The organism is Candidatus Dormiibacterota bacterium (assembly GCA_035635555.1).
Lineage (GTDB): Bacteria > Acidobacteriota > Polarisedimenticolia > Gp22-AA2 > Gp22-AA2 > Gp22-AA3.
Genome location: DASQAT010000021.1, coordinates 66,083 through 85,052 on the forward strand (window position 1 = coordinate 66,083; position 18,970 = coordinate 85,052).

General features: G+C 69.2%; 12 protein-coding genes. 10 read left to right on the forward strand and 2 right to left on the reverse strand.

Going from position 1 to position 18,970, the window contains the following annotated elements:
* The first annotated feature begins 44 nt into the window (after positions 1 to 44).
* The 7 genes from VEW47_05665 to VEW47_05695 all read left to right on the forward strand — a co-directional run bounded on the left by VEW47_05665 (position 45) and on the right by VEW47_05695 (position 10,554).
* Entirely contained in the window at positions 45 to 1,478 is a 1,434-nt protein-coding gene (locus VEW47_05665; GenBank protein ID HYS04664.1) for an HD domain-containing protein, read from the forward strand.
* A 125-nt stretch (positions 1,479 to 1,603) separates the two neighbouring features.
* Positions 1,604 to 2,482, forward strand: coding sequence for a hypothetical protein (locus VEW47_05670; GenBank protein ID HYS04665.1), 879 nt, complete (start codon positions 1,604 to 1,606; stop codon positions 2,480 to 2,482).
* A gap of 43 nt (positions 2,483 to 2,525) precedes the next feature.
* Positions 2,526 to 3,959, forward strand: coding sequence for an amidophosphoribosyltransferase (purF, locus tag VEW47_05675; GenBank protein ID HYS04666.1), 1,434 nt, complete (start codon positions 2,526 to 2,528; stop codon positions 3,957 to 3,959).
* A 109-nt stretch (positions 3,960 to 4,068) separates the two neighbouring features.
* Complete coding sequence (locus VEW47_05680; protein ID HYS04667.1) at positions 4,069 to 5,037, forward strand: acyl-ACP desaturase; 969 nt, start codon at positions 4,069 to 4,071, stop codon at positions 5,035 to 5,037.
* A gap of 29 nt (positions 5,038 to 5,066) precedes the next feature.
* Positions 5,067 to 7,136, forward strand: coding sequence for a transketolase (gene tkt / locus VEW47_05685; protein HYS04668.1), 2,070 nt, complete (start codon positions 5,067 to 5,069; stop codon positions 7,134 to 7,136).
* A 3-nt stretch (positions 7,137 to 7,139) separates the two neighbouring features.
* Positions 7,140 to 8,921 carry a glucose-6-phosphate isomerase gene (locus tag VEW47_05690; protein ID HYS04669.1) on the forward strand — a complete coding sequence of 594 codons (1,782 nt, stop codon included), beginning with the start codon at positions 7,140 to 7,142 and terminating at the stop codon, positions 8,919 to 8,921.
* A gap of 172 nt (positions 8,922 to 9,093) precedes the next feature.
* Positions 9,094 to 10,554, forward strand: a complete 1,461-nt coding sequence (locus VEW47_05695; GenBank protein ID HYS04670.1) for a trimethylamine methyltransferase family protein — start codon at positions 9,094 to 9,096, stop codon at positions 10,552 to 10,554.
* A gap of 226 nt (positions 10,555 to 10,780) precedes the next feature.
* Here VEW47_05695 and VEW47_05700 read toward each other — a convergent pair whose 3' ends face one another.
* Positions 10,781 to 14,302, reverse strand: a complete 3,522-nt coding sequence (locus VEW47_05700) for a thrombospondin type 3 repeat-containing protein (protein HYS04671.1) — start codon at positions 14,300 to 14,302, stop codon at positions 10,781 to 10,783.
* Between the two features lie 141 nt (positions 14,303 to 14,443).
* On the reverse strand, positions 14,444 to 15,868 hold the full coding sequence (locus tag VEW47_05705; GenBank protein ID HYS04672.1) for an APC family permease: 1,425 nt from the start codon (positions 15,866 to 15,868) through the stop codon (positions 14,444 to 14,446).
* Between the two features lie 280 nt (positions 15,869 to 16,148).
* On the opposite strand from VEW47_05705, the gene VEW47_05710 reads away from it, so the two are divergent.
* Genes VEW47_05710 through VEW47_05720 form a run of 3 tightly spaced genes read left to right on the forward strand, consistent with a single transcriptional unit; the run spans position 16,149 to position 18,960 of the window.
* Positions 16,149 to 16,760 carry a TetR/AcrR family transcriptional regulator gene (locus VEW47_05710; GenBank protein ID HYS04673.1) on the forward strand — a complete coding sequence of 204 codons (612 nt, stop codon included), beginning with the start codon at positions 16,149 to 16,151 and terminating at the stop codon, positions 16,758 to 16,760.
* The gene (locus tag VEW47_05715) at positions 16,757 to 17,809 is read left to right on the forward strand and encodes a hydroxymethylglutaryl-CoA synthase (GenBank protein HYS04674.1); all 1,053 of its coding nucleotides are present in this window, start codon (positions 16,757 to 16,759) and stop codon (positions 17,807 to 17,809) included. Before VEW47_05710 ends, VEW47_05715 begins: the two co-directional genes overlap by 4 nt.
* Positions 17,809 to 18,960, forward strand: coding sequence for a thiolase domain-containing protein (locus VEW47_05720; GenBank protein ID HYS04675.1), 1,152 nt, complete (start codon positions 17,809 to 17,811; stop codon positions 18,958 to 18,960). Before VEW47_05715 ends, VEW47_05720 begins: the two co-directional genes overlap by 1 nt.
* Positions 18,961 to 18,970 lie beyond the last annotated feature (10 nt).

Genomic DNA, 18,970 nt, shown 5'->3' on the forward strand with positions numbered 1-18,970 from the left:
GAGTTGGGCGGCCCGGCGTCGGCGGTCCGCTGAAAAAATCTTTCATGGCCGGTTTCGGTGCTGGCGTATCCTGTCCGGGAAGCCCGGCGTGTTCGGGGGAGGGGGCCCTGGCAAACAAGTACCTGCGTGACCCGATCCACGGTTCGATCGGATTCGACAAGGATCGGGAGAAGGTGGTCCTCGATCTCCTGAACACCCGCGAGTTCCAGAGACTGCGGCGCATCCGGCAGCTCGGCGCGCTGTTCCTGACTTTCCACGGCGCGGAGCACACCCGCTTCACCCACTCGGTCGGCGTGGCCTTCATGGCGAAGCGGATCTTCGACGCGCTCCTCGCCGCCGGGCAGATCCCTCGGAAGGGGCGCGCGCTGGAGCGCACGCGCCTCGTGGCGATCGCCGCGGCCCTCCTGCACGACGTCGGACACGGCCCGTTCTCGCACCTGTACGAGAAGGTGTTCAACGACCGCAAGCACGAGGAATGGACCCGGCTGATCATCCGGCATGCCCGCGGGGAGGCGGGGCGGCTGCTGCGCCGCGCCGGCCTGGTGGACGAAGTCCTGGCGGTCTACGATCGCACCTATCGGCCGTCGTTCGTGTCCGACATCGTCTCGTCGCAGCTCGACGCGGATCGGCTCGACTACCTGCTGCGCGACTCGTTCATGACCGGCGTCGCCTACGGTCAGTACGATCTCGAGTGGATCCTCACCAATCTGAGGCTGGCGCGGCGGGGCCGGCCGGGCGCCGGGAAGGATTCGGATCTGAGGCTCGCCATCAACGGGACGAAGGGGTACCACGCGGCCGAACAGTTCGTCATCGGCCGGTACCTGATGTATCAACAGGTGTATTACCACAAGACGAGCCGAGCCGCGGAGCAGATGATCCGCACGGCCCTCCAGCGCCTGGTCGACGCCCACGCCGAGAGCGGCCGGCTGCCCGATCCCTGCCCGGAGTCGATCGGTCGCCTGGTCGAGACACGCGGCAACCTGCCGGTCGAGGACTTCCTGCGTCTGGACGACTGGCTGTTCCTGTCGGCCTTCCAGGAGTGGTCGCTCGCGCCCGTCGGCCGCGTCGACGCCGTGCTGCGGGACCTGTGCGACCGGATCACGCGGCGGCGGCTGTTCAAGACGGTTCGACTGACGACGGGCACGCGGCACAAGGCGTTCGGCCAGGCGATCGAAGAGCTGAACGATCTGTTCCGGAAGAAGGGGTTCGACCCGCGCTACTACCTCCTGGAGGACGACGCGACCGATCTGCCGTACCGCGATCTGGCCTACTCCGATCGCATGGGAACGGCTCCGGAGGACATCGGCCTGGCGGTGCGCGGGCGCATCGTCGGCTACATGTCCGAGCGCAGCGTGTCGCCGCTCATCGACTCGATCCGGAATGAGCCGCGCAAGCTGCAGCGGCTGTGCTTCCCCGAGGCGATGCGCGGCGTCGTCGAGCGCCGGCTGAAGCCGTTCATCGCCAGTGAACGGCAGTAGAGGCCGGCCGGCGGAGAGCGCCCCTCAAACGCCCTGCGGTCAGGCGCTTCGGAGCGCTTGACGGGCTCTCGGGGGCAAGGTACCGTTTCCGGCCCTCGGTCGGGGCGGGGAAGGGTGGTCGCGGCATGAGAAGACTCCAGAGAAACGTTTCCAGGGTCCGGCTGGGGCTGGCGCTGTGTCTGGCCTCGACGATTCTCATCGCGGCCGGGCGACCGGCCCTGGCGCAGACGCCGGAGGAATCGCCGGCGCCCGACACCGGGCTCGTTCCGGATGAGCAGGAGGGGACGCCGGCCGCGGAGGACCCGACGCGCACGGCCGGCGGGGCGCTGCGGTTGTTCATGGCGTCGCGCCACTATCAGACCATCCGGCAGCTCAGGGGCGTGATGACCGAGAGGCTCCAGGCGCGCTTCGATCACGATTCGGCCCCGTTCAACGGCAAGCGCGGCAACCGGCTGGCCGGTTTCGACTTTGCCGAGAAGGATCTGAAGCCGGCCAGGACGGCCGGCAAACAGGTCACGCCGGCCTCGAGCTATATCGCGTCGGTCCGCAGCCTCTGGGAGGAGCAGGGGGAGGCGTCGGAGAGACGCACCGAGGCGATCACCCTGGTGCTCCAGGACAGCGGCCTGTGGCGGGTGGCGGATCTCGCGATCGGCGCCACCGAGAAGCTGCGCTTCGCCGACGCGGTGAACGGCGTGACCGCGCTGCGCATGGTTCTGCGCGCCTGGATCAGGGGGGACGCGGCGGCGGCGCGCCAGGGCATGAGCCCGGCGTTGCTCAAGAAGCTCGACGAGGACGCGCTCAGGGCGCTGTTCACGCCGGCGACGGGCCGAGGCCACGTCGCCTACCAGATCGTGGACATGACGCCGCAGGGGACCACGGGAGCCGTTGCGCGCGTGCGCCTTTACGAAACCGTCACCGGCGAGCCCGGATCGATCGACGGGCAGCCCCGGACCCTGAGGATGGTCAAAAAGGGATCGCGCTGGCTCGTCGACGGGTGGGACTGAGCGGCGGAGGATCCGAAGTATAATGTTCGTCCAGGAGGATCGCTTGGCCCGAATCCGTCAACACGCCCCCGCGACGCGCGACGATCGATTCCACGACGAGTGCGGCGTATTCGGCGTCTACCATCATCCCGAGGCCGCGCACCTGACCTACCTGGGGCTGCACGGCCTGCAGCACCGCGGCCAGGAATCCGCCGGCATCGTGTCGTCGAGCGGCGATCGCCTGCACGAAGAGAAGGGGATGGGGCACGTGGCGCGCATCTTCAAGAAGCCGATGCTGAGGCGGCTGAGGGGTGATCTCGCCATCGGGCACGTGCGCTACTCGACCGCCGGCAAGAGCAGCGTGGAGAACGCGCAGCCGTTCCTGATCGATTCGTGCAAGGGCGAGATCGCGGTGGCGCACAACGGCAACCTGGTCAACGCCCAGGCGATCCGCATGGCGCTGGAGAAGGAGGGATCGATCTTCCGCACCACCAGCGACACCGAGGTCATCCTGCACCTGATCGCCCGCTCGAAGAAGGAGGACCTGGAGGCCGCCATCGTCGACGCCCTGAAGCAGGTGGAGGGAGCCTACTCGCTCATCTTCATCGCCCGGGATCGAATCATCGGCGTGCGCGACCCGCGCGGCTTCCGCCCGCTGTCGCTGGGCCGTCTGGGAGACTCCCACATCCTCAGCAGCGAGTCCTGCGCCTTCGACCTCATCGACGCCGTCCTGGTCCGCGACATCGAGCCGGGCGAGATGGTGGTCATCGGGGAGGCGGACGTGAAGTCGTACCGGCCGTTCCCCCCGCAGCCGGTGTCGCAGTGCATCTTCGAGTACGTCTATTTTTCGCGACCCGACTCGCAGGTCTTCGGGCGGAGCGTGCACGAAGTGCGCAAGCGGCTCGGTCGCATCCTCGCCAAGGAGCAGCCGGTTCAGGCCGACATCGTGGTTCCGGTGCCCGACTCCGGCATGTACGCGGCGCTCGGATATTCCGATGAATCGAAGATCCCGCTGGAATTCGGACTGGTGCGCAATCATTACGTCGGGCGCACGTTCATCGAGCCGCAGCAGTCGATCCGTCACTTCGGGGTGAAGCTGAAGCTGAACCCGGTGCGCGCGCTCCTGAAGGACAAGCGGGTCGTGCTCATCGACGACTCGATCGTGCGCGGCACCACGAGCCGGAAGATCGTGTCCATGGTCCGCTCGGCCGGAGCGAGCGAAGTCCACATGCGCATCTCGTGCGCGCCGACCGTGGGTCCGTGCTATTACGGCGTCGACACGCCCCGCCGGGCGGAGCTCATCGCCTCCTCGCACACCGTCGAAGAGATCCGACGCTACATACGGGCCGACTCCCTCGGCTACCTGTCGCTCGAGGGCATGTACCGCGCGGTGGGCGAGGGCCGTTCGTTCTGCACCGCCTGCTACACCAATACGTATCCTGTCCCGGTCCCCAAGGAGGAAGAGGCGCACGGGATGGTCTCGGGTCGCAGGTTGTAGCCTCTTTCGTTCTCAATCGAGCTTCTTCTGGAAGCGGCGGCGCGCGCCGCAGGGGCCTTCGGTCCCATAGGGGACCGGCGGTGCGCGCCCTTTGACGAAAGGCGAGTCGATGACCCTATCCAACGCGAACGCCGCCACTGGCTCCGGCCAGGGCACTCCGCGGCCGTACGTCCCGGCGCGGCCGTCCATCCCGATCGACAGCGCCGTCCTGACCGATCGATTCGGCAAGTTCGAGGCCGGCGCGCGCAAGATTCGCTGGGACGACCAGGGTCCGGTGACGATCGACTGGTCGATGTTCGACCGCAGCAAGCTGACGCTCGACAACCTGCTGGTGGTGAAGCTCGTCACGTTCGTCGAGTCGTACGCCGACGTGTACACGTCGCTCCTCCTCGACCAGTTCTGCACGAACGACACCATGGCGACCTTCTTCCAGCTCTGGGAGAGGGAGGAGTCGAACCACGCGGCGAAACTGGTGGCGTACCTGCATCTCGTCGGACTGGACAAGAAGGAGCTTCACGAATCGCTGCAGCGGCCGCGCTCGAAGAAGTTCGACGTGCCGTACATCAAGACTCCGCTGCAGGCCAACTGCTTCACGTACTGCCAGGAGCTCCTGACCGCCTTCTTCTACCAGATGTTCCGGCGCACCGTGCAGGAGCCGCTCCTGAACGAGCTCCTGACCAAGATCATCGCCGACGAGTGGCGCCACTTCCACTGGTACGAAGGCGTCCTGGAGATGCACCTGGAGACGGATCGCAAGAAGACGATCGAGGAATGCATCCCGGTGTTCGAGAATTTTGCCATGCCGGGGAACCAGATCCTCGGGTCCGAATACGATATCCTGACGGACGAGATCATCAAGCGCATGCGGTTCAGCACCTCCGAGATCTTCCAGATCGCCCGCCACATCACGTCGACATTTGGACTGATCGACGGGGGAAAGATGTTGGCGCGGTCCTCCTACGCCCGCAACATGAAGGACGTGGTCATGCGCAAGAAACCGCCGAAGCCGCACCACGAGGAGGTGGTGCGCTCGTTCGTCGCCGACCTCGAGAAGGCCCTTCAGGCCAGCCCCGCCTGAAGAGGGGGATTCCAAGGAGCGTCCGCCCGATGCCGTCCGCAGCCGACAGCGCCGAGTCGACGCGCCTCGCCATCGACACTCTGAAAACGCTCGCCATCGACGCGGTCGAGCAGGCGAAATCGGGCCACCCCGGCCTGCCCATGGGGGCGGCCGACTACGCCTTCTACCTCTGGACCCGGCACCTGCGTTTCGATCCGGGGGCCCCCGACTGGCCGGACCGCGACCGCTTCGTGCTCTCGGCCGGTCACGGCTCGATGCTCCTCTACGCCCTCCTGCACCTGTCCGGCTACGACCTGCCGCTCGAGGAGATCAAGAGGTTCCGGCAGTGGGGGAGCATGACCCCCGGCCACCCGGAGCACGGCTGCGTGCCGGGTGTTGAGACGACCACCGGGCCGCTGGGGCAGGGCTTCGGCAACGCGGTCGGCATGGCGATCGCGGCGAGGATGGCGGCGGAGCGTTTCAACATTCCCGGCATCAAGGTCGTCGACCATCGGACCTGGGTGATCGCGAGCGACGGCGACATCATGGAAGGAGTGCAGAGCGAGGCCGCCTCGATCGCCGGCCATCTCGCGCTCGCCAACCTCACCGTGCTCTACGATGACAACCACATCACCATCGAGGGAGAGACCTCCCTGACGTTCTCCGAGGACGTCGGCCGCCGCTACGAGGCCTACGGCTGGTCGGTCGAGCGCATCGACGGGCACGATCACGGGCAGATCCAGGCGGCGCTCGCCCGCGCCGCCGCCGAGACCGCGAGGCCCCGGCTCATCATCGCGCGCACGCACATCGCCAACGGCAGCCCCGGCAAGCACGACTCGGCCAGGGCGCACGGCGAGCCGCTGGGTCCGGAGGAGGCGGCCGCGACCAAGCGGGCTCTCGGCTGGCCGGCGCAGCCTCCCTTCCTGGTGCCGGACGGAGCGAAGGCGCCGTTCGCGGCGCGCGCCGAGGCGGGGCGCCGGGCCCGCGAGGACTGGAGGAAACGCTTCGAGGCCTGGAGCCTCGAGCGCCCCGACCTGCGCGCGCTGTGGGACCTCTACCACGCGCGCGCCGTCCCCGGGGATCTCTTCGCCCGCCTGCTCGAGTCGGTGTCCCCGCCCGCGGGCTCGCCCGCTCCGAAGCCCGAGGCGACGCGCGCCACCTCCGGCAGGGTGCTGCAGAAGGCGGCGGAGCTGGTCCCCTCCCTGTGCGGCGGCAGCGCCGACCTGGAGCCCTCGACCAAGACCTTCATCAAGTCCTCGACGGCGGTCGGTCCCGGCTCGTTCGCGGGACGGAACTTTCACTTCGGGGTGCGCGAGCACGGCATGGGCGCCATCCTGAACGGCCTGGCGCTGTACGGCGGGCCGATCCCGTACGGCGCGAGCTTCCTGATCTTCTCGGACTACATGCGCCCCCCGATGAGACTCGCGGCGATGATGCGCCTCCAGGTCGTCTATGTGTTCACCCACGACAGCATCTTCCTGGGGGAGGACGGTCCGACGCACCAGCCGGTCGAGCAGCTGCCGGGCCTGCGGCTGGTTCCCAATCTCGAAGTGGTGAGACCCGCCGACCCGCTCGAGGTGGCGATGGCGTGGACGCTGGCGCTCGAGCGCCGGGACGGCCCGACGGCCCTCGTCCTGACCCGACAGGAGGTCCCGTTCCTGACGCGGGCCCCCGGCTTTTCTCCGGACGTCATGCGACGGGGGGGCTACGTCCTGTCGGAGGCTCCGGCGCCGCGCGGGTCGGGTCCGGCCGGGAACGCCGGCACGGGACCGTCCCTCGTTCTGATCGCCAGCGGCTCCGAGGTCGGTCCGGCCCGGCAGGCCCAGGAGATCCTGTCGTCCCGCGGAGTCGCCGCGCGCGTGGTGTCGATGCCCAGTCCGGATCTCTTCCTGCGCCAGGACGAGCCCTACCGGCGCTCGGTCCTGCCGATGGGAGCGAGGTGCGTGGTCATCGAGGCGGCGCGGAGCCAGGGATGGGAGCGCGTGGCCGGGCGCGACGCGCTTCTGATCGGAGTCGACCGCTTCGGCGCCTCGGCCCCCTGGAAGGTGAACGCTGAAAAGTTCGGCTTCACGGGCCCGCAGATCGCCGAGCGCGTCCTGCGTTTCGTCGGCGCCGCTTGAGCCGTGCGGCGTAGCGGCCCGATCGAACCCTTCCGCATCCCCGCGCGCGACGTCCGTCTCCTCGGATATGCGCCCGCCGTGGCCCGGCGGGTCGCCACCCTGTCCGCCGGCCGCTTCGCAGCGAAGATGTTCCGCGGCGATCCGTCCCCGTGGACTTCTGATCCCGCTGCACGCCGCATCGTCAAGAACCGGCTCGGCTGGCTGCGGTCCCCGCAGGAGATGCTGCGCGAGGTCCCGCGACTCGAGGCGTTCGCCGCGAGCGCCCGCGGCGACGGCATGCGCCACGCCGTCCTCCTCGGCATGGGCGGGTCGAGCCTGTGCGTCGAGGTCTTCCGGCGGGTCTTCCCGCCGCCCGCGGGATTTCCCGAAATCATCGTCCTCGATTCGACCGTCCCCGGGGCGGTGCGCCGCGTCGAGTCGGACATCGACCCGGCGAGGACCCTCTTCGTGGTCAGCAGCAAGTCGGGGACGACGGGGGAGACCCTGGCCCTGCAGTCGTACTTCTGGGAGAAGATGCGCCGGCTGCGCGGCGACCTGGCGGGCCGGCACTTCGTGGCGATCACCGATCCCGGCACGCCCCTGTCGGCCGAGGCGTCGGCGCGCGCCTATCGCGCCACGTTCCACAACCCCCCCGACATCGGGGGGCGCTACTCGGCGCTGTCCTATTTCGGCCTCCTGCCGGCGGCGCTGGGCGGCGCCGACATCGCCGCGATCCTCAGGTCCGCGCTCCTGATGCTCGATGCCTGCGGGCCGGCCGCGGCGGCCTCGGACAACCCCGGTCTGATGCTCGGCGCTGCGCTCGGTGTGCTGGCGCGCCGGGGGCGCGACAAGGTCGTCCTGGCCGTGGACCCGGGGCTGAGACCGTTCGGGCTCTGGATCGAACAGCTCCTCGCCGAGAGCACCGGCAAGGAGGGACGGGGTCTCGTCCCGGTCGAAGCCCCCGCCTCACCGGCCGACGCCCGGGCGACGCTCCTCGGACCGGATCGCGTCGCGGTCGTCATGACCCTCGGGAGGAAATCCACGGCCGGTCCGCCCGCGGGGCGCGGCGGGGCCAGGACACCGACGGTCGTCCTGCGGCTGCGCGATCGTTTCGATCTGGGCGCCGCGATGGTGCAGTGGGAGATCGCGACGGCGGTGGCCGGCGCGGTCCTCGGCGTGAACCCGTTCGACGAGCCGAACGTCGCCGAAAGCAAGACGAACACCGCGGCGGCGCTCGCGGAGTTCGACGCGACGGGCGGCCTGCGCGAGGAGGAGCCGGCCCTGGCCGAGGGGCGCGCGCGCGTCTTCCTGGGGGGGATCAAGCTGCCCTCGCGCGGGCCGGCGACTCTCTCCGCCGCCGTCGGCTCGCTCCTGGGCCGAAGACGACGCGGCGACTACATGGCCGTCCTGGCGTTCGTCGACCCCGGAAGCCGCTCTCCGCGCGCGGCCCTCGAGACGATCCGATCCCTCCTTCTGGAGGCCACCGGCTGCGCGGTGACGCTCGGTTACGGCCCGCGCTACCTCCACTCGACCGGCCAGCTCCACAAGGGGGGGCCCAACCGGGGCCTGTTCATCCAGATCGTCCCGGACGACACGATGGTCCTGCCGATTCCTGGCACGCCGCACGATTTCGAAACGTTCAAGCAGGCGCAGGGGCTCGGGGATTACCTGTCGCTGAAGCGGCGTGGTCGCCGCATCGTGCGGCTGTGTTCCCCCGACGACGCCGCTGGAGCGCTGCGTACTCTTGTGGCCGCACTGCGCGCTGCGCGTGCGGTGTCCCGCCGCGTGCGCCGGACACGCACTTAGGACCGTCCCCGAAGCGCCGCAGCGCGCGTCTCACCATGCGGCCGGGTGTTCCGGGCCCGCCTTGTGCGGCACAGGCACCTCTGCTACGCTTCCGGCTCGAATCACCGACCCATCCTCCAGCCGCCGGTCGTCCACCGCCCCCTCGTGAGGCGGCCGGGCGGGGACAACGCCGATGCGCGGTTTCAAGAACACTCTCAAGCCGCTGAACATCCTGCCGCCCGAGGCGGAGGAGCAGGTGCACCGCGCCACCCTGAAGATCCTGCGCGAGCACGGGGTGATCTTCGAGGACGGGCGCGCCCTCGACCTGTTCCGCAAGGCGGGGCTCAAGGTGGATGACGCCGAGCAGCGCGTCTTCTTCCCCCCCGAGTTCGTGGAGCAGCAGATCGCGAAGGCGCCGGCGCAGTTCACCCTTCAGGCGCGCAATCGCGACAACGACGTGATCATCGGCGGCGACCACCTGGTGTTCGCGCCGGTCAGCGGACCGCCGTTCGTCGCCGATCGCGAGGGCGGCCGGCGCGACGGCACGCTCGAGGAGCAGAACAATCTCGTCCGCCTGTCCGAGGTCATCGACGTCATGCACCACGGCTGCCCGGAGGTGGCGGTCAAGGACCTGCCGGTCGAGACGCGTCACCTCGACATCCTGTACCACCAGGTCCGGCTGAGCGCCAAGGGGATGATCGGCGACGCCTGGAGCACGGAGCGGGCGCGCGACCACATCGACATGATGGCGATCGTCTTCGGCGGCCGCGAAAAGATCGCCGAGCGACCCGTGCTGATCGGGATCATCAACTCGAACAGCCCGCTGCGCTACGACTCGAACATGGCGGAGGGGCTCATCGAGTACGCCGCCGCGGGGCAGGTGAACGTCATCACGCCGTTCATCATGGCCGGCGCGACCAGTCCGGTGACGCTGGCGGCGGCGGTGGCCCAGCAGAACGCCGAGTGCCTGGCGGCGATCGTCCTGGCCGAGACGGTGCGTCCCGGAGCGCCCGTGATGTACGGGTCGTTCCTGACCGGCCTCGAGATGCGCACCGGCGCCCCCGCCTTCGGCCGGCCGGAAGCCGCGCTCGGCATCCTGTCGTCGGCCCAGATGGCGCGGCGGTATTCGCTCCCCTGCCGGGCCGGCGGTGTCCTGACCAACTCCAAGGTGCCCGACGCGCAGGCCGGGTGGGAAAAGATGATGCAGCTCTGGCCGATCGTGCTGGGCGGGTGCCACTACGTCCTGCACGGCGCGGGCTGGCTGGACGGCGGCCTGACGGCCTCGTTCGAGGCGATGGTCCTGGATGCCGAGATGCTGGAGATGCTGCCGCGCTTCTTCGCGGGTGTGCCGGTCAGCGATGAAACGCTCGCTCTGGACGTGATCGCCCATGTCGGGGCGGGCGGACACTTCCTGGGGGAGGAGCACACGCGCAAGCACTTCAAGACGGAGTTCCACTTCCCGAACCTGGCCGACACGGAGGCCTACGAATCCTGGGTCAAGAAAGGGCGGATGGACGCCGAGACGCGCGCCACCACGCGCTGGAAGAAGCTCCTCTCGTCCTACCAGGAGCCGAAGCTCGATCCCGCCGTCGACGAGGAGCTCCGGGACTTCGTCGCCCGCCGCAAGCGCGCCATCGAGGCCACGATCGACTAGCCCGGATTTCTCACCATCGAGATTGAGAAGGCTGCCTCCCCTCAGGCATAAAAAGCCTGCGAACGACCTGTTCGATCGCGTCCGCGAGCAGGAGTGGACACGCGTACCACCTCGGACTCTCCCGACAGCCGAGTCCTCGACCGCGTCTCACAGGCGCTCGACTAGCGCCTGAGCGGCTCGCCGAAAGAGGCCCTTCAGCGCGGCAGGCGCGCAGCGCCGGGGCCGATCAGAGCGTGCACCCCCGGATCGCCGGGCCCGCGGTGTCGACGGGGCCGTTCCGTCGCAGCATCTCGACGAAGACGTCGTGGCCGCTCTTGTGCTTCGGAATCGGCGAGAAATAGACGGCCCCCTCCTGAGTCACACACGCTTCGCAGGGGATCGTGGCGCTGTTGAGCTGGACACGCTCCCCCTGCGAAGTGAACATCACGATGTTGAAGCCGAGAATGTCGGTCTCGAACTGTGTCCTCCAGCTCACCGTGGCGGATCCCCTCCCGAGCGGGCTCGTGAAGCTGATGCACACCGCGACGATCTGCTGGACGCACGAGGTGACGCCCGGCAGATACGGGCACGGATCGCAGACGTCGCCGACGCCGTCGTGATCTGCATCCGCCTGATCCGGGTTCGGCACGCCGGGACAGTTGTCTCTTGCGTCCGGTATTCCGTCCCCGTCGGTGTCGGGGGGCGTGGTGACGGTGGACGGACAGTACCTGCCGCCTGTGTCGTAGCCAAAGTCGCCGCCCCAGACGATCATCTCGCTGCCGGTCCAGGTCGCCGCGTGTCCCTCCCGGCGCGACGGCGTGGTCGCGTCGTCCCGTGTGGCGCTCCAGACGTCGCCGACGGGATCGTAGAGGCCTCCGGAGCTCGTGGTGAAGCTGAATTCGTTGATCGTGCCGCCCCAGACGATCATCTGGGAGCCGGTCCACACGGCCGAATGATCGAAGCGCGTGAGCGGAGTGAGAGGACCGACGTTGGTGGGATCCCACATGTCGGATAGCGGATCGTAGCGCGCGCCCGAGTTGTACACGACGACATTGCCGTACGTCTCCCCGCCCCAGACGATCATCTGACTGCCGGTCCAGACGGCGGTATGACGCACGCGCGCGGAGGGGCTGCGAGAGTCCACTCGTGTCGGCGTCCAGGAGTCGGAGACCGGATCGTACTGCCCGCCGGTGTCGTGCACCATGTAGGTGCCATTCGACAGGATGCTTTCGCCGCCCCAGACGATCATCTTCGAACCGGTCCAGACGACCGATGGCCGGGCGCGCCCGGGTGGTGCCGTAGCGTCGGCCCGAGTCGCCGTCCAGCGATCGGCAGCAGGGTCGTAGCGGCCGCCGCTGTTGCTCGCCCCCACACCGGCGACGTACCCGCCCCACACGATCATCTCCGTCCCCGTCCAGACGGCGGCCTGACCGACCCGTTCGACGGGGGTCTCGGAGTCCACTCCAGTTGCGGACCACGTGTCGGTCGCCGGATCGTACCGGCCTCCCCCCTGCGTATAGGTGTCTCCGCCCCAGACGATCATCTGGGAGCCGGTCCAGACCGCCGCGTGGTTCCCCGTGGGGGCCGGAGTCGTCGCGTCGAGGCGGGTGGGGGTCCAGTTGTCGGTCGCCGGATCGTAGCGCGCGCCGTCGTTGTGGTACGTGCCCGAATTGCCCCCCCAGACGATCATCTCCGCGCCGGTCCAGACCGCCGTGTGGTCCCCGCGGCCGGCCGGCGTCTGATCGTGCGAGGTCGGGACCCACGTGCCGGAGACGGGATCGAATCTGCCTCCGGTGTTGTGGTGATAGCTGCTGCCGCCGGGACCGCCCCAGACGATGAGCTCGCTTCCGGTCCAGACCGCGCGCTGGGGGACCGGACCGAACGAGGTCGGGTACGCGGGGATGGGCGTCCACGAGTCGGTGGCCGGGCGGTAGCGCGAGCCGGCATAGGCCGACGTCGCCGCGCCCCAGACGATCATGTCGCTCCCCGTCCAGAGCGCGTCGTGCCCGGAGCGCGCGGCAGGGGCCGTAGCGTCGGCGCGTGTCGCCGTCCAGGCGTTGGCAGTCGGGTCGTATCGCCCCCCCGTGTTCAGCGGGAAATAAAGAGGATAGAACGGGCCCTGCGTGTAATAGCTTCCCCCCCAGACGATCATCTCGGTCCCGGTCCAGATCGCCGTGTGGTTCGAGCGCGGCACCGGCGTGCCGGCGTCCACCGGGGTCGGAATCCACGTGTCGGTCTGTGGAGAGTAGCGGCCGCCGCTGTTGAAGTAGGTGAACTGGGAGCCTCCCCGGCCACCCCAGATGAGCATCTCGCCGCCGTTCCAGACGGCGCTGTGATCGGTGCGCGCCTCCGGTGCCGGCGGATCGGTCCGGACGGTGATCCAGGTGTCCGTCGACGGATTGTAGCGGCCGCCCGTGTTCGTGACCGCGAACTCCGATCCGACGGTCCCTCCCCAGACGATCATCTCGGTCCCGGTCCACACCACTGTGTGGCCCGTGCGCGCGGAGGGGGTCGTGGCATCGAGGTGGGTCGGCGTCCAGGTGTCGGTGACCGGGTCGTATCTCCCTCCGTCGTTGAGCACGGCGTTGATGCCGCCCGCGGTTCCACCCCAGACGATCATCTCGTGTCCGGTCCAGATCGCCTTGGTCACTCGCGGCGCGGGAGCCGTGGCGTCCGACCGCACCCGGGTCCACGAGTCCGTCGCCGGGTCGTAGCGGTCGCCCGTGTTCAGGGTCCCGGCGAAGCCGTTCCCGCCCCACACGATCATCTCGCTGCCGGTCCACAGGGCCACGTGATTGGAACGCGGATAGGGCAGGGCGCGGTGGACCTCGGTCCAGGTGTCGGCCGTGCAGCTTGTCTGGGCGATGTCGGGCAGGCGGAAGGAACCGGACAGTGTGTCCGCGCTCGCCGGCAGCCCTCCTCGCACGCCCGCCCACCAGGTGTCGAAGGGCACCTTGCGCCAGACGACCTCGGTCGTTTCGATCCGGACCGCTTCGACACGATGTACGAAAATGACCACGAGGGCATCCTCGTCCTCGATGAGCCGGCTGGGGGTGTCGAGCGGAATGTCGTGTGCCGCGCCGGTCATCCCCTCGAAGGCGCCGGCCAGTCTCGCCCGCAGACCATCCCATTCGGGTCGATTGAGACGAACGACCCCCCGCTCGCCCGGTCCGTCCGCCCCCGCAATCCCGGCGGTCACGCCATCCAGAAGAAAGATCACGCGCGAGACCTCTCCGCCGGCCCGCGACAGGGCGTCGGGGCCCGCGCCTTTCAGCATGGCCTGCACGGCGCGGCTGCGGACCGCTTGGTGAAGTCGATCGTCGTGGGCGTACCAGGTCCGGACGAGGCGGTCGACCAGGGCAGGGCGGGCCAGAGTCTCGGCGGCCAGGAGCGGGTCGCGGCCGAGAGAGGCGAACAGCTCGCCGAGGACCTCGGGCGACCGTGTGTCCGCTGCCATGCGATCGAGCTCGGCCTGCACCTGCGCGGGCGTGAGGTCACGCCCCCAGAATTTCCGCAGCGCGGCCTCCTTGCGGAGAGCGTCGACGACCTTGGAGCGAATCGCCGCGTCGGGGAGAACGCGACTCAGCGGGGGCTTCGCTGACCGGTTCTCCGCCGGCCAGATGCGGTGCCGCCAGTAGACCTCCTCGACGGCCCGTCGGGCGGCGATGCGTTGCTCGATTGTCAGCTGTTCGGACGCCTGAGTGCCGCTGGCCAGCAGGACCAGCGCGTAAAGACTTACGGAAGCGGCGCGCCAGATGGAAGGTCTCATGGTCCTCCTCCTAGGCAAGGAGTACGGTGAGTATGACCCATAAATACCTCGAACAGGCGGCAAGTCAACAAGGAACTTGGATCGCTGCTCGCTGGCACACCCATGGCTGCCAGTCTCGTGGGTGGGCGGAGCGCGGAGGCGCTAGGACCGGCTCCGCCACCGTCCGAACGCGTAGACGACGACCCCGCTGCCGGTGCTCAGGAGCGTCAGCCCGAGGATCTTGGCGACCGCCAGGGCCTTGTGCGGCTCGTCCTCCGCGGGGAAGAAGGACAGCACGATCGAGGCCGCCGTGGTGAGGAATCCGACCGCTCCGGCCAGGACCGCCACCGGGCGGCCGCCCGGCACGCGGATCACGTCGGGGCCGGCAGGCTCGCGCTGCAGACGGATCATCGACGCGAACACGAGCAGGAAGGGGATGAGCGTGCAGATGACCGTCATGCTGACCAGGATGTCGTACGCTCCCTTCACCGTCTGGCCGGCCTGACCGAGGACGATGCACACGACGATCGTCGCGCCCAGGGTCAGAAGGGCCACGTGCGGCGTGCGCCATTTCGGGTGGAGGCGCCCGAAGCTGTCGGGGAGGTAATGGTCGAGCCCGGCGACGAACGGCAGCCGCGCGACCGAGGCCAGCCAGGCGCCCACGCTGCCGAGGGCGCTGAGGGTGATCAGGAAGGCGGCGACGGGCGTGAGACCCTCGAGACCCAGGCGCGTGGCGGCCGCTTCGATGGCGTCGATCGGTCCCTGCAGGCCGCTGAGCCTCTCCGGCGGCAGGGCCACCAGGACGCAGATCGTTCCGAGGAGGTACATGAGAGTGATGAGGGGCAGGGAGACGAAGATGGCGCGCGGAATGGTGCGACGCGCGTCCTTGATCTCCTCGCCCATGAACGACGCCGACTCGAACCCGGTGAGGGCGAAGGCGAGGGTCGACCAGAAGACCAGATCCCTGAGCCCCAGCCCCGGGGTCAGGGAGGCGCGCGTGAACCGGGTCGCCGGTCCGAGACGCACCCAGGCCATCAGGCCGATGATGATGAGGGCCAGGGTCGCGGCCCAGCGGGCGAAGGCGCCCACGTTGCTGATCCACTTGCCGAACTGCAGGCCGAGCAGGTTCGGCACTATCCCGAGTGTGAGTCCCAGGAGCGCCGCCACGATCATGTAGGACGGGCTCGCGGCCAGGCGCCGCCAGCCGCCACCTCCGATGTACAGCGCGTTTCCGGCCGCGAAGTAGAGGACGCCCGGAAAGTAGGGCAGGTTGCTCATCCAGTAGGTCCACCCGGTCATGAAACCCGCGAATTCGCCGAAGGCGCGCTTGCTCCAGACGTACATCCCCCCTTCCTGCGGGTAGCGGGACGACATCTCCACGATCGAGAACGCCAGGGGGACCGCCATGGCCGCGAAGGCGATGAGCCAGACGGTCAGAGCACTCGGACCCGCGACGCTCGCGGCGGCGACCCATTGAAGGTTGATGCCGGCGGTGATGAAGTACAGCACGACATCGCCGAACCCCATGACACGGCGGAGGCCGGCGGTCTGGGTGGTGCTCGTTGAGGTGTGTTCCGACGGCTGCATGGACGCGTGCCCCCGGATGGCGACGTACGGCCGCCGGAGTCTATGCAAGGCCAGGGCGCGATGCAAGGGAAGACGGGCGGGCGCTCCGACCATGGAACGGTGTACACTCCGGCCGTCGCGCGGAGGGCAGGGAGATTGTCCCGGACGAGGACCCACGAGCCGGCCCGGCTACCGCCAGCCTTCGGGCCCGTTGCACCCCGACACTTGACGACATGAGCCGCACCGGACTAAACTACCGACCGGTCGGTAGTGTCCCGGCGGTGCCGCGCCGGGAGACCGGATGAAGAAGAGGACGCGGCAGGACCGGCCGACCCGCCAGGCGCAGATCTTCGAGACCGCGGCGCGTCTCTTCTGCGAGAAGGGATTCGACAAGGCGTCCATGGGCGACATCTCGGCCGCTCTCGGGCTCACGAAGGCGGGGCTCTATCATCACATCCGGAGCAAGGAAGAGCTTCTCTACGAGATCATGTCGTACGGCATGGACCTGTTCGAGCAGAAGGTTCTCAACCGGGTGATGACCATCGACGATCCGCTCGACCGGATCCGGGCCACTCTCAGGGGACACGTCCTCCTGGTCACACGCGACCGGCCCAAGGAGATCACCGTCATCCTGCACGAGAGCAACGCCCTGAAGGGGCGATACCGCGACAGGATCAACGCCCGCAAGAAGAGGTACGTGAAGTTCCTGGAGAAGACGTTCCGGGAGCTGCTCAGAAGCGGCGCCGCGCGCCGCATCGATCCCTCGGTCGCCACCTTCGCGATGCTCGGCATGATCAACTGGATCTACCAGTGGTACCGCCCCGGCGGACGGCTGGACGAGAACGCCCTGGCGGAGACGCTTACCGATCAGTTCCTTGGCGGCGTCCTGAAGCGGGCCGAGAGCACCCGATGAAGACGGCGCGCGCGGTCGGTGTCGCCGGTTACGGCGCCTACATCCCGCGGCCGCGCATCGCCGCGGCGACCATCGCCTCGGCCTGGGGCAAGTCGGCGGACGCCCGGCTCCCCGTGCGCGAAAAGTCGGTCCCGTCCGCCGACGAGGACACCGTGACGATGGCGATCGAGGCGGCGCGCGGGGCGCTGGCGCGCTCGCGCGTCTCTCCTCCGGCGATCCGGGCGGTCTGGGTGGGGACCGAGTCGAAGCCGTATGCCGTGAAGCCCTCGAGCACCATCGTGGCGGAAGCGATCGGCGCGATCCCCTGGGTGAGCGCGGCCGACCTCGAGTTCGCCTGCAAGGCCGGCTCGGAGGCGATGCAGGCCGCCTGCGCCTATGTCGGGTCCGGCATGGCCGACCACGCCCTGGCGATCGGCATGGACGCGGCCCAGAGCCGGCCGGGGGACCACCTGGAGTTCACGGCGGCGGCGGGGGGCGCGGCCTTTCTCTTCGGTCCGGCGGACGGGGCCCTGGCCGAGGTCGAGGCGTCCCGCTCGTACGTCACCGACACTCCGGACTTCTTCCGGCGGCAGCACATGCACTACCCCGAGCACGGGCACCGCTTCACGGGCGAGCCGTCCTACTTCAAGCATTCGCTCGAGGCGTCGCGCGGTCTGCTCGCGGAGCTGGGGCGGAAGCCGTCCGATTACCGCTGGGCGGTCTTCCACCAGCCGAACCCGAAATTCGTGCGCCGGGTCGCCGCGGAGCTCGGATTCTCTGAAACGCAGATCGCGGCCGGGAGCGTCGTGGATCACATCGGCAACACCTACTCGGGCGCGTCTCTCCTCGGCCTGGCGGCGATCCTGGACGTCGCCCGCGCGGGAGACCGGATCTTCTTCTGCTCGTACGGATCGGGGGCGGGGAGCGACGCCTTCTCGCTCCAGGCCACCGCGCGCCTGGAGAGCGCGCGCGCCCTGGCCCCCCTGGTCGGCGATTACCTAGCGAGACGCCGTCCGATCGAGGACTACGGGGACTATCTCAGAGTGACGCGCGCGATCAGGATGCTGTGATGAGAGACGTCGCCATCATCGGTGTCGGCCAGACGTCTGTCGGGGAGCACTGGGATCGCTCCCTGCGCGATCTCGCGGTCGAGGCGATCGCCTCGGCGCGCCAGGACGCGGGGGTCGATCGTGTGGACGTCCTGTTCGTCGGAAACATGCTTTCGGGCGAGCTGGCCGGGCAGGAGAACCTCGCCACCTGCGTCGCCGACGCCGCCGGTCTCCTGCCGATCGAGGCGCTCAAGATCGAGGCGGCCTGCGCCTCCGGGGGCGCCGCGCTGCGGGCCGCCTTTCTCACGGTGGCCTCGGGGGCGCACGACTTCGCGCTCGCGGTCGGGGTCGAGAAGATGACCGATCTCCTCACGGACGGCGTGACGTCGGCCCTCGCCCTCGCGGCGGACGCGGACTACGAGGCCGCGCACGGTCTGACCTTCGCGGCCCTCAACGCCCTCTTGATGCGGCGCTACATGCACGAGCACCGGGCGCGTCACGAGGACTTCGCTCCGTTCTCGGTCAACGCGCACAGGAACGCCGCCGTGAACCCGCGCGCCATGTACCGCCAGCCGATCACGGTTGCGGACTTCGTCCGCTCCCCGGTCGTCGCCGATCCGATCAACATCCTGGACTCGGCCGGGATCTGCGACGGTGCGGCGGCGCTGCTGGTCTGTCCGGCCACCGAGGCGCGCCGGGCCCGCCGCGCCCCGGTGCGGATCACCGGGTCGGCCTGCGCCACCGACACGCTGGGTCTCGCGGAACGCCGGGACCCGCTCCTCTGGCAGGCGGTGGCCGACTCGTCGCGCCTCGCCTGCGAGCAGGCGAGGCTCAAGCCGAAGGACATGGACCTGTTCGAGCCGCACGACGCCTTCACCATCGTCTCGGTCCTGACGCTCGAGGCCAGCGGCTTCGCGGATCGCGGCAGCGCCCTGAAGCTCGCCGCCGAGGGGCGGCTGGCACGCGAGGGGGACATCCCCATCTGCACCCTGGGCGGGCTGAAGGGGCGCGGCCACCCGGTGGGGGCGAGCGGCGCCTACCAGCTGGTCGAGACGGTGCTGCAGCTCCGCGGCGAGGCCGGTCCCGCCCAGGTGAAGGGTGCTTCGATCGGCATGGCCCAGAGCGTCGGGGGGTCCGGGTCGGTCGCGGTCACCCACATCCTGCAGGTCTGAGAGGATCCAT